Genomic DNA, 13,364 nt, shown 5'->3' on the forward strand with positions numbered 1-13,364 from the left:
CCCGGGTCGCCGCTAGGTGCGCTTGACCGTGCGCAGGGGTGCGCCGGGCGTCCAGACCTGGACGACGAGGTAGGTGTCGTCCTCGACGTAGGTCCGCACGACCTCCGTCAGCTCGGTGCGGAAGAGGTGGAACGGCTCCGGCGGTTCCACCTCTTCGACGTATCCGGCCTTCGTGGCGGCGTCCTCGACCTCGAACGCCCGCCCGCTGACGCGGACGTCGCCGCCGCCCATGCCCGTGCCCTCCCCGGGGTTCGCCTGGAGCGCGAAGCGGGGGTCGCGGAGCAGGTCCCGTGCCTTGAGCGAGCCCGGCATCATGCCGAGCCACAGCTCCCCGTTAAGGAACCGCACCTCCAGGCCGCTCGTGCGGGGCGAGCCGTCCTTGCGGAGGGTGGCGAGGACGTGGTGGGTGTAGGCGCCGAAGCGCTTCTCGACCGTGTCGGCCAGATCCGGTTCGGCGGTGGTGAATGCCGCCCAGTTCGCTGTCATACCGAGAGTGTGGCGCCGAATCCCGACATCTTCTGTCGGCTATTCGTGGGGTGGGGGAGCCCGGGGGCATACGGGTGGGTGCAGGGTGCTCACAGGGGCGCTCGATCCATCTTTACGAAACGGCGCTGTTTTCCCGGCAGCACCGGCGGTACCTTCCGCCCCGTACGAGAGTGACGCTGGAGGACCTATGCACGGGCCCACACCGCCCCTGCCGCTGCCCACCGACCGGCTGCGGTTCGCGATGCCGCCGATGCACGAGTCGGTCGAGGACGAGCGCCGGCACCGCAAGGAACGCCTCGCGGGCGCCCTGAGGATCTTCGGCCGGCTCGGCTACGAGGACGGAGTGTCCGGGCACATCACCGCCCGCGACCCGGAGTTCAGCGACTGCTTCTGGGTCAACCCCTTCGGGCTGCCCTTCCGGCACGTCACCGTGAGCGACCTCGTACTCGCCAACCAGGACGGCCAGGTCGTCGAGGGCCAGTACCACGTCAACCAGGCGGCCTTCACCGTGCACGCCCAGGTCCACGCCGCCCGCCCCGACGTGGTCGCCGTCGCCCACTGCCACTCGGTGCACGGCCGGGCGCTCGCGGCCCTCGGCGAACTGCTGGAGCCGATCACCCAGGAGAGCTGCGCCTTCTACGAGGACCACGCCCTGTACGACACCTACACCGGGGTCGCCGTCGACGCCGAGGAGGGCCGGCGCATCGCGGGCGTGCTCGGCTCCCGCAAGGCGCTCGTGCTGCGCAACCACGGGCTGCTGACCGTGGGCGACTCGGTCGACGCGGCCGCCTGGTGGTTCGTGTCGATGGAGCGGTCCTGCCAGGTGCAGCTGAGCGCGCGGGCGGCCGGGCGGCCGGTCCGGATCGACCACCGGATGGCCGTGGCCACGCGGGAACAGCTCGGCGGCGACCTGGTGGCGTGGATCAACTACCAGCCGATGTGGCGGGACATCAGCCGGAGCGAGCCGGACCTGCTCGACTAGGTCGTGTCCGTAAAGTCCCGTCGTCCGCCCGGAGGGCGGGGCAGGCGGGACTTTACGGACACGACCTAGGCTCCCGGGCGTTCTCAGAAGCCGCGCAGTACCGCCGCCTTGGTCATCGCGAACTCCTCGTCCGTGAGGACGCCGTCGCGGTGCAGCCGCCCCAGCTCGCGCAGGCGGCGCAGCAGGACGTCGTGATGGTCGGAGCCGGCCGGCGGGAGCGCACGGCTGCGCGCGGAGGGCGCGCCGGTCCCGTCTGTCCCGGCGAGCGCGTCCATCGCGTCGGCCGGTTCGTCACCGGTGGCGGGGCGGGTGGAGGGGTGCGGCAGGCGGGCGGTCACCGCCGTCGCGACCAGCGCGGTCAGCAGGTCGCGGCGGGTGCTGCCCCACAGGTCCAGGGCGTACGGGTCCTTCTCCGGCGGCAGCTTCGAGAAGACCGTCTCGCGGGTCACGAAGCGCAGGAAACCGTCCTCGTGGGCGGTGTTCGGCAGCCACTCGACGCGCACCAGCTCGCCCAGGCCGACGATCCGCGGGCCGGTGGCGCGTTTGACCCGCTCGGAGGTGTCGGACCAGTCGATCCGCACCTGCGTGCCGTCGAAGGAGACCGTGCCGTCCGAGGAACGCACCGAGACCGGAACGGGCGGGCCCGGCAGCAGATAGGCCTTCACCGGGTCCTTCGGCACCCCCTCCAGCAGCAGCGCGCGGCGGATCTCCTCGGCGAGGTACTCGGCGACCCCCGTTCGGTCGGCGTCCACGACCAGCCGGTACGGGTCGGCCGCGTCCGGCAGCCGCCCGCCGGTCGCCTGGAGCAGGGGGTCGACGCCCTCGCGCAGCCGCAACCGGAGCCGCCCGCGCTTGCGTTCGGGCTCCAGGACCACACCCGCGACGGCCTCAAGCGGCACGGCGATCTCGCCGTACGTCTGCCGGAACAGTGGCACGGAGCGGTGCAGACCGGGTGTGATCCGGACCGTGCCGCCGTCGAAGGCCCATGTCCCGTCGCGCTGGCTGATCTCGGCCATGGGGGAATTCTCGCAGCCGGGTCAACACGGCACGCCGAACTTCACCCGTGTTGACCAGAGGGGAGGGACGCGGGCGGGGTGGTATAGGGCACAATTCGTCGTCGTCGCACGGGAGTTGCACAGCGGTGTTTCCGGGGTCCGGAAGACCGGCGGTGGTTGGGTCGCGGGAAGGCGGGCGTCGGGCGTGGCGGTGCGCGAGACGGGGCAGGGCGGCGGGGACACGGGCGGGTACGGCGGTGGGGCCGCGGGTGGGTCCGCCGGTGGATCCGCGGGTCGGGCCGCCGGTGGGCATGCGGGTGCTTCCGCGGGGGCGCAACCCGGGGCGCAACCCGGGGTTCGGGACGGGGCGTCCGGGGGCGCTTCCTCGGGTGTGCGGAGCGGGGCGTCCGCAGCGGCCTACCCGGGTGTGCGGGACGGGGCGTCCGCGAGGGCTTCCGGGACGCGGGGCGGGGCGTCCGCAGGTGGGTACCGGGGTGGGGATCCGGTCGGGTACCCGGCGGGATACCCGGGATACCCGGGATACCCGACAGGTCACGCCGGTGGTCCGGGTGGGCTCGAAGGCGGGGGCGGGGGTGCGCACGGGGGCGGGTGCGCCTGCGGGGACTGTCCGCACGGGGCCCGGGAGGGGCACCGACGGGCCGTCGCGGCGTTCCTGCGCCGGCGGGACGAGTTCGCGGCCGGGCACGGGTTGCCGGCCGCCGTCGCCCACTCCGTCTCGGCCTCCCGCCAATGGGTCTCGGAGGAACTGGCACAGTCGGCCGCACTCGTCGCCGAGCGGGGCCGCGCCGAGGGCCAGGCCTGGCTGGCCGGACTGTGGCGCCGCACCGCGGGAGCGGTCTGGGCGTGCGTCGTACTGCTGCTGCTCGGGCAGGCCCTCACCGCGGTCGGCGCGGGCTGGACGTCCGCGCGTACGGCCGGCCTGGCCGCGGCACTGGTGGTCGCCGGCGCGCTGACCGCGGCGTCGTGGTTCCACCGGGCGAAGGGCGGTGCGCTGGCACCCCTGATCGGTGAGGACAACCGGCTGTCCACCTCCCGCACCGTCGCCGCCGGGTGGGTGCTCTTCGTCGCCTACTCCGTGCTCGTGCTGGCCGGACGGCTCGCGGCAGCCTCCCGGCACCGGGAGCGGGACGCGCTGATCTCCGGGCTGGAACTCGCCCGGGGCGCCGGTGTGGTGACCGTGCTCGCCGTGGTGTGCGGGATCGCCGTGCTGGTGCGGCGGGTGGTCGGGCTGCGGGTGCTGGGGCAGCGGCTGCAGAAGGTGCGCGCCGACCGGCCCCGCGCGGCCGACCTGCTGACCGACGACGCCGGACGGGGCACCTTCGCCGACATCCAGTACGTCGTGATCAGCGGCGTCGCCCTGCTCTTCGCGGCGGTACGGCTCGCGAGGCGGCCGGACCAGCTGCCGGATCTGCCGTGGGGGCTGGCGGTGGTGGTGCTGGTGTCCGCGGCGACGTACCTGGCCGGGAAGTACGCGGAGGGCGGCCGGCCGGTCATCCTGTCCGTGGTCCGGGCCCGGGAGGCGGGGGACCTGGACGCGCCGATCCGCACGGGGGACGACATCGAGATCCGGGGCGCGGGGTTCGTGCCGCCGGGGGCGCAGGGGGCGGACCGGCTGGCGCGGATGGTCGTGCGGGTGGGTGCGGTGCACGTCCACGTGCCGCTGGTGCCGGTGCCCGGAGGGTTCCGGAACCCGACGGACACGCTGCTGACCGTGCCGGTGCCGGTGGAGGTGGAGCCGGGGCGGGTGGAGGTGCAGGTCGTCACCGCCGCCGGGGTGGAGACGAACCGGTATGCGGTGGAGGTGACGGAGTAGGGCGCCACCCCGCTCCTCGGGGCCGTGCAGCGCCCCGGCATCCGCCCATGCCCGGGCGAAAAGGCACCGCGCCGCGGAAAAGCCCGGTGCGCAGGATTGAGCCCGGTCCGTTCGTCGTACGTATGGTCTGTTGAGGGGGTCTCGGCACCGGCGGGCGAGAGGCGGCTACGCAGCGATGACGCACAGCATGAGAACGGACACGCACACCCCCTACCCCGACGGCAGGGGGGACTGGCGGGACACCGCCGTCCGCTATGCCCTGCTCCCTCTGCGCCTCTTCCTCGGCGTCACCTTCATCTACGCCGGCCTGGACAAACTCACCGACAGCGCCTTCATGAAGGAAGCCGGGTCGGGGTCGATCGGCGACATGATGCGCGCCGTCCGGGACTCCTCCGCCATCCCGGCCCTGGTCGACCTCTCCCTGAAGAACCCCGTCGGCTTCGGCTACGCCATCGCCTTCGGGGAACTGGCCGTCGGCATCGGCACCCTGCTCGGCCTTCTGGCCCGGCTGGCCGCACTCGGCGGCGCGCTCATCTCCCTCAGCCTGTGGCTCACCGTGAGCTGGGCCTCCGACCCGTACTACTACGGCAACGACCTCGCCTACCTCATGGCCTGGATCCCGCTCGTCCTGGCGGGCGCCCCCCTGCTGTCCGTGGACGCCGCGTTGCGGGCGCGGCGACGGCAGCGGCGGGGCGAGTACCGGTAACGCCGTCATGTCGCCAGGTCCGGGCCGGTGCCGTCGGAGGCCGTGCGGGCCGACCGGCGGCGGCGCGCGCGGCCCGTCACGAACGCCACCGCGCCCGCCAGGCACAGCCCGCCCGTGACCAGGGGGATCGCCACGAACCACGGGGTCTCCCAGGCCCCGTCGGCGTCACCGGCGTAGAGGATGCCGACCAGCGTGAGGACCGCGCCGGCGATCAGCTTTCCCGGCTGGACTTCATGACGCGTCACGGGTCACCTCCGCCTGTCCCACGCCGACCTGGAGGTCCAGGTCGACGGTGCCCGCCTTCTTGGCGCCCCGGGCGGGGGAGAGGGTCATCTCCTCGTGCCGGCCCGGTTTCACGTCCACGTCCTTCGGGTCGTCGCCCGGCAGCTGCAGGTCGCCCACCCCCACGTCGACCCTCAGCCGCACGGTCACGTCCTGCGGCACCAGCACCCTCACCCGGCCCACGCCGACATCCGCGCGGGTGGTCACGGTCTGGTCCGCGGCCAGGTCCAGCCGGGTCAGGTCCAGCGTGCCCACGCCGGTGCCCAGGTCGTACCGCTGCCGTACGTCCGCCGCCGTCGTGGGCTGCCAGGTGGTGCGGTTCCACCGGGTGCCGATGTCCTCGGGTACGGCCGCCGAGGCGGTGAGCAGGCCGGCCGTGATGATCGCCAGGAGGACGGAGCCCGCCCCGGTCCGGCCCAGGAAGGCGCTGACCGCGATGCCCAGCCCGAAGACGGCGAGGGCGCACGCCAGGCCGGTCTGCAGGCTGGGGCCGAGCGGGTGCGTGCCCCAGGTCCGGCTCGTGCCGAGGGCGCCCGCGAGGACGGCCAGCAGGAAGACCCAGCCGCCGATCGAGCGGGGGCCGCGCGGCCCGGGAGGCCGGGCGTGCGGGGCGGGTCTGTCCGCACGGGCGCGTGGGCGGGTGCCCAGGCCGATGTTGACGGCCGCCGCCATGTCGAGGTCGCGGGTGTCGCGGGGACCCCAGAGGTAGCCCGTGCCCCCGATGTGCGTGCCGTCCTTGACGATGGGGTCGCGCCACCAGGAGGGGTAGGTGGCCAGGACCGGCGGGGCCTGTGGCTCCGGCGGGGCGTCGGCGGCCGCCTGGGCGGCCAGCGGATCGGGGCTGGGGGCGCCGCGCTGCCGGGACCAGTACCCGGCGCCCGCGAGGAGCAGGGAGAGGACGACGGCGAAGGTGAGCACGCCGCCGTTCCTCAGCATCGTCAGGAACACGCCGCAGCCGACCAGCGCGAACAGCACGGCCGTCAGGGCCTGGCCGTCGACGCGGCCGGTGAGCAGCTTGCGCACCTCGTTCTCGTCCTCGTCGTCGTAGGGGACGAAGAGCCAGGCGAAGCCGTAGAAGATCAGGCCGATGCCGCCGGTGGCGGAGAGGACGGCGAGGGTGATGCGGAAGATGACCGGGTCCATGTCGCACTGCCGCCCGAGCCCGGCGCACACACCCGCCAGCATCTTGTGGCGGCGGTCGCGGCGGAAACCGTGGGGCGGCCCGGGCGGGACGGCTTCCGCGGCCGGGCCGGCCGGGTCGGGCGCTCCTCCCCGGTCGCCCGCGCCCGCCTGCCGCGGGCCCGTCGCGGCGTGCTCGTGATCGGTCATGGGTCCATGGTGACGGGCGCGGCGCCGCGGCGGCAGTCGGAACGACCCTGGCCGGACCCTGATATCGGCCCTGAGAGACGGGCCCGGGAAGCGTTCGACGGGCCGGTCGCCGAGATCAGGGGAGTCTCCGGGGCAGACCCTGATGCTCCGGCCCCGCGCCCATGTGACCATCAGTGGCATGTCGGAAGCCGCAGCAGCGCCACTCGCCGAGCCGCGGCCGCCGCGCAAGCTCTACCGCAGCAGCGACGGACGCTGGCTGGGAGGCGTGGCGCGGGGGCTCGCCGGGCATCTCGGGCTGCCCGTGATCTGGGTCCGGCTGGTCTTCGTCGGCCTGTTCATGGCCGACGGTCTCGGTGCGCTGCTGTACGCCGCGTTCTGGTTCTTCGTCCCGCTGGGCGTCGGCGGGGTCGACGCGCAGCGGCCGTCCTCGCTGGTCACCACGGAGACCTCGCCCGACGGGCGGCGCAAGCTGGTCACGCGCCGGCCCGACAAGGGCCAGATCGTGGCCCTGCTCCTCATGGTCGTGGTGGCCATGGTCTTCGTGGGCAATGTGAACCTCGGCGGCGGGGCCCGCGCCTACCTGTGGCCCATGGTCCTCGTGGGCGCGGGTGTCGCCCTGGTGTGGCGGCAGGCGGACAACGCCCGCCGGGCCCGCTGGGCCGAGGTCGGCCGCCGCCGCCGTACGGTCACGCTGCTGCGCTCGGTGGCCGGTGTGCTGCTGGTGACGGCCGGCGTCTCCGGCATCTTCGTCCTGCAGGGCTCCGCCGCCCACCTCGGTTCCGTCCTGCAGGCGGCCCTCGCGGTCCTCGTGGGGATTACGCTGCTGGCGGGCCCGTATCTGGTCCGCATGACGCAGGACCTGTCCGAGGAGCGGCTGATGCGCATCCGGGCCCAGGAGCGCGCGGAGGTCGCCGCCCATGTGCACGACTCGGTGCTGCACACGCTCACCCTGATCCAGCGCAACGCGGAGAACGCCGGCGAGGTGCGCCGCCTCGCCCGCGCCCAGGAGCGCGACCTGCGCACCTGGCTGTACAAGCCCGAGGGCACGGGCAAGGACGAGGCCGACGAGCCCACGACCCTCGCCGACGCGGTCCGGCGCAACGCGGCCGAGGTGGAGGACAAGCACGGCGTGCCCATCGAGGTCGTGGTGGTGGGGGACTGCCCGCTCGACGAGAGAGTCGCCGCACAGATGCAGGCCGCGCGCGAAGCGATGGTGAACGCCGCCAAGTACGGTGGCGAGGGAGGAGCCGTACAGGTCTACGCCGAGGTCGAGGGGAAGACGGTCTTCGTGTCCGTCCGGGACCGCGGACCCGGCTTCGACCTCGACTCGATACCCGCCGACCGGATGGGTGTCAGAGAATCGATCATCGGCCGCATGGAGCGCAACGGCGGTACGGCGCGGCTGCGCGCGGTGCCGGACGGCGGCACGGAGGTCGAGCTGGAGATGGAGAGGGCGGAGAAGACGTCATGAGCGACCCGACCGAGGCGAACGGTACGGCGGGAGCGGCACAGGCGGCCGGGCCCGCGGAGTCGGGCGGGCGGCACGTGCGCGTGGTCCTCGTCGACGACCACCGCATGTTCCGCACGGGCGTCCAGGCCGAGATCGGGCAGACCGAGCAGACCGGCGTCGAGGTCGTCGGTGAGGCGGCGGACGTCGACCAGGCGGTCACGGTCATCACCGCGACCCGGCCCGAGGTGGTCCTCCTCGACGTGCACCTGCCGGGCGGTGGCGGGGTGGAAGTGCTGCGGCGCTGCGCCCCGTTGATGGGCGACGCCGAGCAGCCGGTGCGCTTCCTGGCGCTGTCCGTGTCGGACGCGGCGGAGGACGTGATCGGCGTGATCCGCGGCGGGGCCCGCGGCTACGTCACCAAGACGATCACCGGCACGGACCTCGTGGACTCCATCTTCCGCGTCCAGGAGGGCGACGCGGTGTTCTCCCCGCGGCTGGCCGGGTTCGTCCTGGACGCCTTCGCCTCCACGGACGCGCCGCCGATCGACGAGGACCTGGACCGCCTGACCCAGCGCGAGCGCGAGGTGCTGCGGCTGATCGCCCGGGGCTACGCGTACAAGGAGATCGCCAAGCAGCTGTTCATCTCCGTGAAGACGGTCGAGTCGCACGTCTCGGCGGTCCTGCGCAAGCTCCAGCTCTCCAACCGTCACGAGCTGACGCGCTGGGCGACGGCCCGCCGGCTGGTGTGACGCCGACGCGGCCGCGCCACCCGGGGGCCGCCCGGGCGGCGGGGTCCGGCCGGCTCAGACCACCCGGGTGGCGCCCGCGTACGGCATCTCGTCGAGCGGGGCGAGGCGGACCGGGGCGGACGGGTTGGGGGCGTGGATCATCTGCCCGTTGCCCACGTAGATGCCGACGTGGCTGATGCCGGCGTAGAAGAACACCAGGTCGCCGGGGAGGAGTTCGGAGCGGGAGACGCGCCGGCCCGCGTCGATCTGGGAGTAGGTCGTGCGGGGCAGGGCGACGCCGGCGGAGCGGTACGCGGCCTGGACGAGGCCCGAGCAGTCGAAGGCGTTCGGGCCGGTCGCGCCCCAGACGTAGGGGCTGCCGAGCTTCTGGTAGGCGTAGGAGACGGCCGCGGCCGCGCGGGAGTGGGGTGCCCGGGAGGCGGCCGGACCGGGTGCCGCCAGGGTGTCCCGCGCCCCCGGGGTCCGGGAGGCGCGGGGGGACCCGTCGAGCCGGGCGCGTTCCTCGGCGGTGAGCCGGGACAGCAGCCGCCGTGCCGTGCCGAGTTTGCCGGTGACCGTCTTCTTGTGCCGCCGCAGCTCCGACTGCCGTGACTTCAGGGAGGTCAGCTCGATGTGGGCGGCGCCGCGCAGCTGCTCGATCTCCCGGAGCCGTTTGCGCACGCCCGCGACGGCGGACCGCTGCCGGTTGCCGGCGCGTTCGACGAACTCGGCGTTGTCCAGGTAGCGGTCGGGGTCGTCGGACAGGGCGAGTTGCAGCGCGGGATCCAGGCCGCCGCCGCGGTACTGGGCCGACGCGACCGCGCCCAGGGCGTCGCGGGCCGTGTTGAGCCGTTCCTCCTTGCGGGCCGCCTGGTCCTGGAGTCCCTTCAGGCGCTGCCCGGCCGCCTCGGCCTTCTCCTTCGCGCCGTTGTACTTCTCGGTGGCGACCTCCGCCTCCCGGTACAGCCGGTCCACCTCGGCCTTGACCTGGCCGGGGGTGAGCTGCGGTTCGGCGTGTCCGGTCCCGTCGAAGCCCGTCGCCGTCGCCGCGCCCGCGAGGGCGATCGTGGCGGCCGTGCGGGCCGTGCCGCCACCTGTCGAGCGCTGTCGGGGCTTGCGGTGCGCTGCCACTCTTCCGGCCACGTCCTTTCCTCGACCGCCGGTGGGTGCGTACGGCCGTCGGGGGAGCGGACAGCGGCCTGCGCGCGTCCGGCGACGGCCCGCACAGGGGAAGCGGGCCGCCGCCGGACCTTCTCGGCGGTGGTGTCCGACTGCCGCCCCTGGCCCGGGCGGCGGTGGGGAGCCGGGCACCTGGTGGAGGACGCTAAACCTGGGCGTGCGGGGCCGGGGGCGGGTGCGCGGAAGTGTTTCGAGAGGACCGGCGGTGACCGTATGTGACCGTGAAGCCTCCGGGGCGCCGTCCACTCGACTCAGCGTGATGACCGATGCGTGGATTTCCCGGGCGAGTGACGGTGATCGGGTGCTATGGCGCATATATGCACCGGTGGGCCGGTGTCCGGCGGCGCCGGGGCCCCTGATTAGGCTCCGGCCCCATGGACGTACTCATCCACCTCTTCGTCGGTCTGCACATCATCGGCATCGCCGCGCTCCTGGGCGGCTTCCTCACCCAGCTGAAGGCGATGGGCCGGGGCACCGCCCGCTACACCCCCGCGATGCTGCACGGCGCCCTGACGATGCTGGTCACCGGGGTGATCCTGGTCGGGCTCAACCAGGCCGACGACCAGTCCGTGAACAACATCAAGATCGGCGTGAAGCTGGCCCTGCTGATCGTGATCCTGGGCCTGGTCTACGTGAAACGGGACGACGAGAAGGTGGACAAGGGCCTGTTCGGCCTGGTCGGGCTGCTGACGGCGGCGAACGTCTTCATCGCCGTCCTGTGGACCTGACCCCGGCGGGACCTGACCCGGCGCGGACCGCCGCTGCCGTCCGGGCGGTGCACGCCAGCCACAGCGCCACCGCGAGCCACAGCAGTGCCCGGCCGACGGCGTCGAGCCAGGGGGCGTCCAGGGCGGCGGCGACGGCCAGCGTCGCGGCCGCCGTCACGGCCGCGCCGAAGACACCGGCCCAGCGGCGCACGTCGAAGCCGTGCCGGGGCCACATCAGCTCGGCGGTGAGCAGGGCGACCCAGCACACCAGGGTGAGCACCAGCAGGGCGACGGTGACCCGGCTGAGGACGGTGTGATCGTCGTCGTTCCACACGTACAGGCGGCCGCTGCCGGCGCTGAGGAGCCGCGCCCCGGCCAGTGCCGAGACGGCGAGCGCGCCGCCCGCGAGCCAGTGGTCCCCGAGCCCGTCGGTCACTTCGCGCGGGGCGAAGCGGAACAGGGCGAAGCCGTACCGGATCAGCCCCAGCCAGAACAGCACCATGGCGGCGTGGGCGGGCCAGGCCACCGACTCGGCCGCGGCGAGCGTGGCGCCGAGCACGGCGAGCCCCTGGGTGGCCACGCAGCGCAGGAACACGGTCCCGCCGCGGCCCGGATCCCCGGCGGCGAGCAGCAGCGTCCAGAGCAGTGCCGCGAGCGCGAGCAGCGCCGCGGCGGGCGTCTGCCGGCCGGCCGCCGAGACACCGGCGCCGAGCAGGGCGGTGGCCGCGGTGAAGGTGTGGGCGGCCGGTGCCTGCGCCCGCCACGCGGCCCGCGGCAGTCGCAGCACGACGTACGCCACGGTCCCCAGCCAGGCCGCGCAGGCCGGGACGAGGGCGATGCGGGAGAGGACTCCGTACCCCGCCGAGTCGAGACCTGCCGACAGGGTGCCGGCGGTCAGCGCGTAGGTCGCCCACAAGGTGGCGAACCGGGAGGGGCCGGGCATAGCGCCGATGCTAGAGAGCGGCGCGCGGGTTGGGTGAGGGGCACGCGCGCGTGCCCCTCAAAAACGCACGGGACCCCTCAGGCCGGCCGCACCACGCTGTGGACGGCCGACTCGCCGTCGTAGTAGACCGACTCCTCGCGCACGTACGCGCCCGGCTTCGGGGCGTGGATCATCATGCCGTTGCCGATGTAGAGGCCGACGTGGGTGATGTCGTCGTAGAAGAACACCAGGTCACCGGGTTGGGCACGGGACAGCGGGACGGTGGTGCCGGCGTCGACCTGGTCGTAGGTCGTGCGCGGGAGGGTGACCCCGGCGGCCTTCCACGCGGCCTGGGTGAGGCCGGAGCAGTCGTAGGAGCCGGGGCCGACGGCGCCCCACACGTACGGTTTGCCGATCTGGGCGCGGGCGAAGGCCAGCGCCTTGCCCGCCTTGGTGGCGTACGAGGAGCCGGCCGGGACCGGGGACGTCGGGGAGGCGGGGCCCGCGGCGGTGCCCGACGGGGCGCTGTCCTGCCGCTGGGCGGCCTCTTCCCGGGCCTTGTCCCGCGCGGCCTGCTCGCGGGCCAGCTCGGCGGCCCTGCGGGCGGCCTCCGCCCGCTTCTCCTGCTCGATCGCCGCGAGCCGCGCCTTCTCCTCGGCGGTCAGCTGCGACAGCAGGTCGCGGGCGGCGGCGAGCTTGCGCTGGACGGTGGCCTTGGCCGTCTTCAGATCGCTCTGCGACGCGGTGAGCGTCCGCAGGCTCTCGGTGGCCTCCTGGCGCTTGCGCATCGTCTCGGACTGCTGGGTGACGTAGTCGTCGACCGCGCCCTTCTGGCGGCCGGTCATCCGGTCCATCAGCTGGGACTGGTCGACGTAGTCCTGCGGGGTGTCCGCGAGCAGGAACGTGGCGGTGTCCGGTGCGGCGGCGCCGGTGCGGTACTGGGCGGCGGCGAAGGAACCGAGCTTCTGGCGGGCCTCGTTGAGCTTCTCGGTGCGCTCGGCGACGTCGTCGAGGAGGGTGCCGACGCGCTTGCGCTGCTTCGCGGTCTTCTCCTTGGCCGCGTTGTACTTGTCGGTCGCCGACTCGGCCTGGCGGTACAGGTCGTCGACCTTCTTCTCGACCTCCTCCAGGCTGGGCTTGCCGTCGGCCTCGGGGGCGGCGTTGGCCGACTGGGACAGCAGGGCGACGGAGGTGAGGGCCGCCGTTGCGAGGGCGGGGGTCCGTATGCCTGCCACGCGCGTGCCCGAAGGACGCGACTTACGGTGCGACGCCAAGGGAGGCGACTCCTTCCAAGGTTCCGCCTACCGGGTTAGCTGTCGGGTTCGGGCGGGTGGTTCGGAAGGGTTGCCCTACGGCCTTCCCGGGGAGGGAGTCGGGCCGATTCACCCCAGGTTCTCGGTGGGTCCCCGGCTCCGGCTGCCGCTGCGGCACACCGGACTCGGCGGAGGCCGCGCGGCCCGGCGACGTTCGCCGGTGGGGGTCATGCGGCCCGGTCGCACCGTAGCCAACTCGTGTGGCGCCTGTGAAGGTTGATGGGTGATATGCCCGATACATTTTCGTGACCTTACGTCGGAGCATCGCTGAGCGTGAGGGAGTGGGGGTAATTGGTCCTGAGTCGTCCCGAATCGGGCCCGGTGTCGCGCGGCGTGATCACGCCATTCCGGACGGCGACGGCGGCCCGGCGACCGGGCACGAAGGCCCGGTTCCGGGGCGATGTTCTCGGGGCGGCGGCGGGCTGTCAGTGGGGCGCCCTAGACTCGGAGA

General features: G+C 73.7%; 13 protein-coding genes and 1 riboswitch. Of the genes, 6 read left to right on the forward strand and 7 right to left on the reverse strand.

Going from position 1 to position 13,364, the window contains the following annotated elements:
• Nucleotides 1-12: 12 nt before the first annotated feature.
• Nucleotides 13-486 (reverse strand): pyridoxamine 5'-phosphate oxidase family protein, encoded by a 474-nt coding sequence (locus ACIGAN_RS33765; RefSeq protein WP_399863247.1) that lies wholly within the window; start codon nucleotides 484-486, stop codon nucleotides 13-15.
• A 187-nt stretch (nucleotides 487-673) separates the two neighbouring features.
• Here ACIGAN_RS33765 and ACIGAN_RS33770 point away from each other — a divergent pair, with 187 nt between their 5' ends.
• Nucleotides 674-1,468: a class II aldolase/adducin family protein gene (locus ACIGAN_RS33770; RefSeq protein ID WP_399863249.1), complete on the forward strand. Its 795-nt coding sequence runs from the start codon at nucleotides 674-676 to the stop codon at nucleotides 1,466-1,468.
• Nucleotides 1,469-1,551: 83 nt separating this feature from the next.
• On the opposite strand, the gene ACIGAN_RS33775 is transcribed toward ACIGAN_RS33770, so the two are convergent.
• Nucleotides 1,552-2,484 (reverse strand): DUF4429 domain-containing protein, encoded by a 933-nt coding sequence (locus ACIGAN_RS33775; RefSeq protein ID WP_399863251.1) that lies wholly within the window; start codon nucleotides 2,482-2,484, stop codon nucleotides 1,552-1,554.
• A 406-nt stretch (nucleotides 2,485-2,890) separates the two neighbouring features.
• Between ACIGAN_RS33775 and ACIGAN_RS33780 the strand changes: the two genes are divergently transcribed.
• Complete coding sequence (locus ACIGAN_RS33780) at nucleotides 2,891-4,297, forward strand: hypothetical protein (RefSeq protein ID WP_399863253.1); 1,407 nt, start codon at nucleotides 2,891-2,893, stop codon at nucleotides 4,295-4,297.
• A gap of 175 nt (nucleotides 4,298-4,472) precedes the next feature.
• The gene (locus ACIGAN_RS33785) at nucleotides 4,473-5,003 is read left to right on the forward strand and encodes a DoxX family membrane protein (RefSeq protein WP_365093201.1); all 531 of its coding nucleotides are present in this window, start codon (nucleotides 4,473-4,475) and stop codon (nucleotides 5,001-5,003) included.
• 5 nt (nucleotides 5,004-5,008) lie between these two features.
• On the opposite strand, the gene ACIGAN_RS33790 is transcribed toward ACIGAN_RS33785, so the two are convergent.
• Together ACIGAN_RS33790 and ACIGAN_RS33795 are read right to left on the reverse strand one after the other, a co-directional pair.
• Nucleotides 5,009-5,248, reverse strand: a complete 240-nt coding sequence (locus ACIGAN_RS33790; RefSeq protein WP_399863256.1) for a hypothetical protein — start codon at nucleotides 5,246-5,248, stop codon at nucleotides 5,009-5,011.
• Entirely contained in the window at nucleotides 5,235-6,614 is a 1,380-nt protein-coding gene (locus ACIGAN_RS33795; RefSeq protein ID WP_399863259.1) for a PspC domain-containing protein, read from the reverse strand. The genes ACIGAN_RS33790 and ACIGAN_RS33795 overlap by 14 nt, the downstream gene beginning before the upstream one ends.
• Nucleotides 6,615-6,792: 178 nt before the next feature.
• Between ACIGAN_RS33795 and ACIGAN_RS33800 the strand changes: the two genes are divergently transcribed.
• Together ACIGAN_RS33800 and ACIGAN_RS33805 are read left to right on the forward strand one after the other, a co-directional pair.
• The gene (locus ACIGAN_RS33800) at nucleotides 6,793-8,085 is read left to right on the forward strand and encodes an ATP-binding protein (RefSeq protein ID WP_399863261.1); all 1,293 of its coding nucleotides are present in this window, start codon (nucleotides 6,793-6,795) and stop codon (nucleotides 8,083-8,085) included.
• Entirely contained in the window at nucleotides 8,082-8,813 is a 732-nt protein-coding gene (locus ACIGAN_RS33805; RefSeq protein WP_399863263.1) for a LuxR C-terminal-related transcriptional regulator, read from the forward strand. Before ACIGAN_RS33800 ends, ACIGAN_RS33805 begins: the two co-directional genes overlap by 4 nt.
• 54 nt (nucleotides 8,814-8,867) lie before the next feature.
• On the opposite strand, the gene ACIGAN_RS33810 is transcribed toward ACIGAN_RS33805, so the two are convergent.
• On the reverse strand, nucleotides 8,868-9,923 hold the full coding sequence (locus tag ACIGAN_RS33810; protein ID WP_399863328.1) for a C40 family peptidase: 1,056 nt from the start codon (nucleotides 9,921-9,923) through the stop codon (nucleotides 8,868-8,870).
• A 422-nt stretch (nucleotides 9,924-10,345) separates the two neighbouring features.
• On the opposite strand from ACIGAN_RS33810, the gene ACIGAN_RS33815 reads away from it, so the two are divergent.
• Entirely contained in the window at nucleotides 10,346-10,699 is a 354-nt protein-coding gene (locus ACIGAN_RS33815) for a hypothetical protein (RefSeq protein ID WP_365093214.1), read from the forward strand.
• On the opposite strand, the gene ACIGAN_RS33820 is transcribed toward ACIGAN_RS33815, so the two are convergent.
• Both ACIGAN_RS33820 and ACIGAN_RS33825 read right to left on the reverse strand, forming a co-directional pair.
• Nucleotides 10,677-11,621, reverse strand: coding sequence for a hypothetical protein (locus ACIGAN_RS33820; protein WP_399863265.1), 945 nt, complete (start codon nucleotides 11,619-11,621; stop codon nucleotides 10,677-10,679). The genes ACIGAN_RS33815 and ACIGAN_RS33820 overlap by 23 nt on opposite strands.
• Nucleotides 11,622-11,698: 77 nt before the next feature.
• Entirely contained in the window at nucleotides 11,699-12,874 is a 1,176-nt protein-coding gene (locus tag ACIGAN_RS33825; protein ID WP_365735569.1) for a C40 family peptidase, read from the reverse strand.
• Nucleotides 12,875-12,881: 7 nt separating this feature from the next.
• Nucleotides 12,882-13,054, reverse strand: a riboswitch (cyclic di-AMP (ydaO/yuaA leader).
• Nucleotides 13,055-13,364 lie beyond the last annotated feature (310 nt).

The organism is Streptomyces sp. NPDC085931 (genome assembly GCF_044540565.1).
In the GTDB taxonomy this organism is placed as follows: Bacteria; Actinomycetota; Actinomycetes; order Streptomycetales; family Streptomycetaceae; genus Streptomyces.

Coding starts and splice junctions, on each gene's coding strand:
- ACIGAN_RS33765 (WP_399863247.1), bottom strand. CDS start 486: ATGACAGCGAACTGGGCGGCATTCACCACCGCCGAACCGGATCTGGCC.
- ACIGAN_RS33770 (WP_399863249.1), top strand. CDS start 674: ATGCACGGGCCCACACCGCCCCTGCCGCTGCCCACCGACCGGCTGCGG.
- ACIGAN_RS33775 (WP_399863251.1), bottom strand. CDS start 2,484: ATGGCCGAGATCAGCCAGCGCGACGGGACATGGGCCTTCGACGGCGGC.
- ACIGAN_RS33785 (WP_365093201.1), top strand. CDS start 4,473: ATGACGCACAGCATGAGAACGGACACGCACACCCCCTACCCCGACGGC.
- ACIGAN_RS33795 (WP_399863259.1), bottom strand. CDS start 6,614: ATGACCGATCACGAGCACGCCGCGACGGGCCCGCGGCAGGCGGGCGCG.
- ACIGAN_RS33800 (WP_399863261.1), top strand. CDS start 6,793: ATGTCGGAAGCCGCAGCAGCGCCACTCGCCGAGCCGCGGCCGCCGCGC.
- ACIGAN_RS33805 (WP_399863263.1), top strand. CDS start 8,082: ATGAGCGACCCGACCGAGGCGAACGGTACGGCGGGAGCGGCACAGGCG.
- ACIGAN_RS33815 (WP_365093214.1), top strand. CDS start 10,346: ATGGACGTACTCATCCACCTCTTCGTCGGTCTGCACATCATCGGCATC.
- ACIGAN_RS33820 (WP_399863265.1), bottom strand. CDS start 11,621: ATGCCCGGCCCCTCCCGGTTCGCCACCTTGTGGGCGACCTACGCGCTG.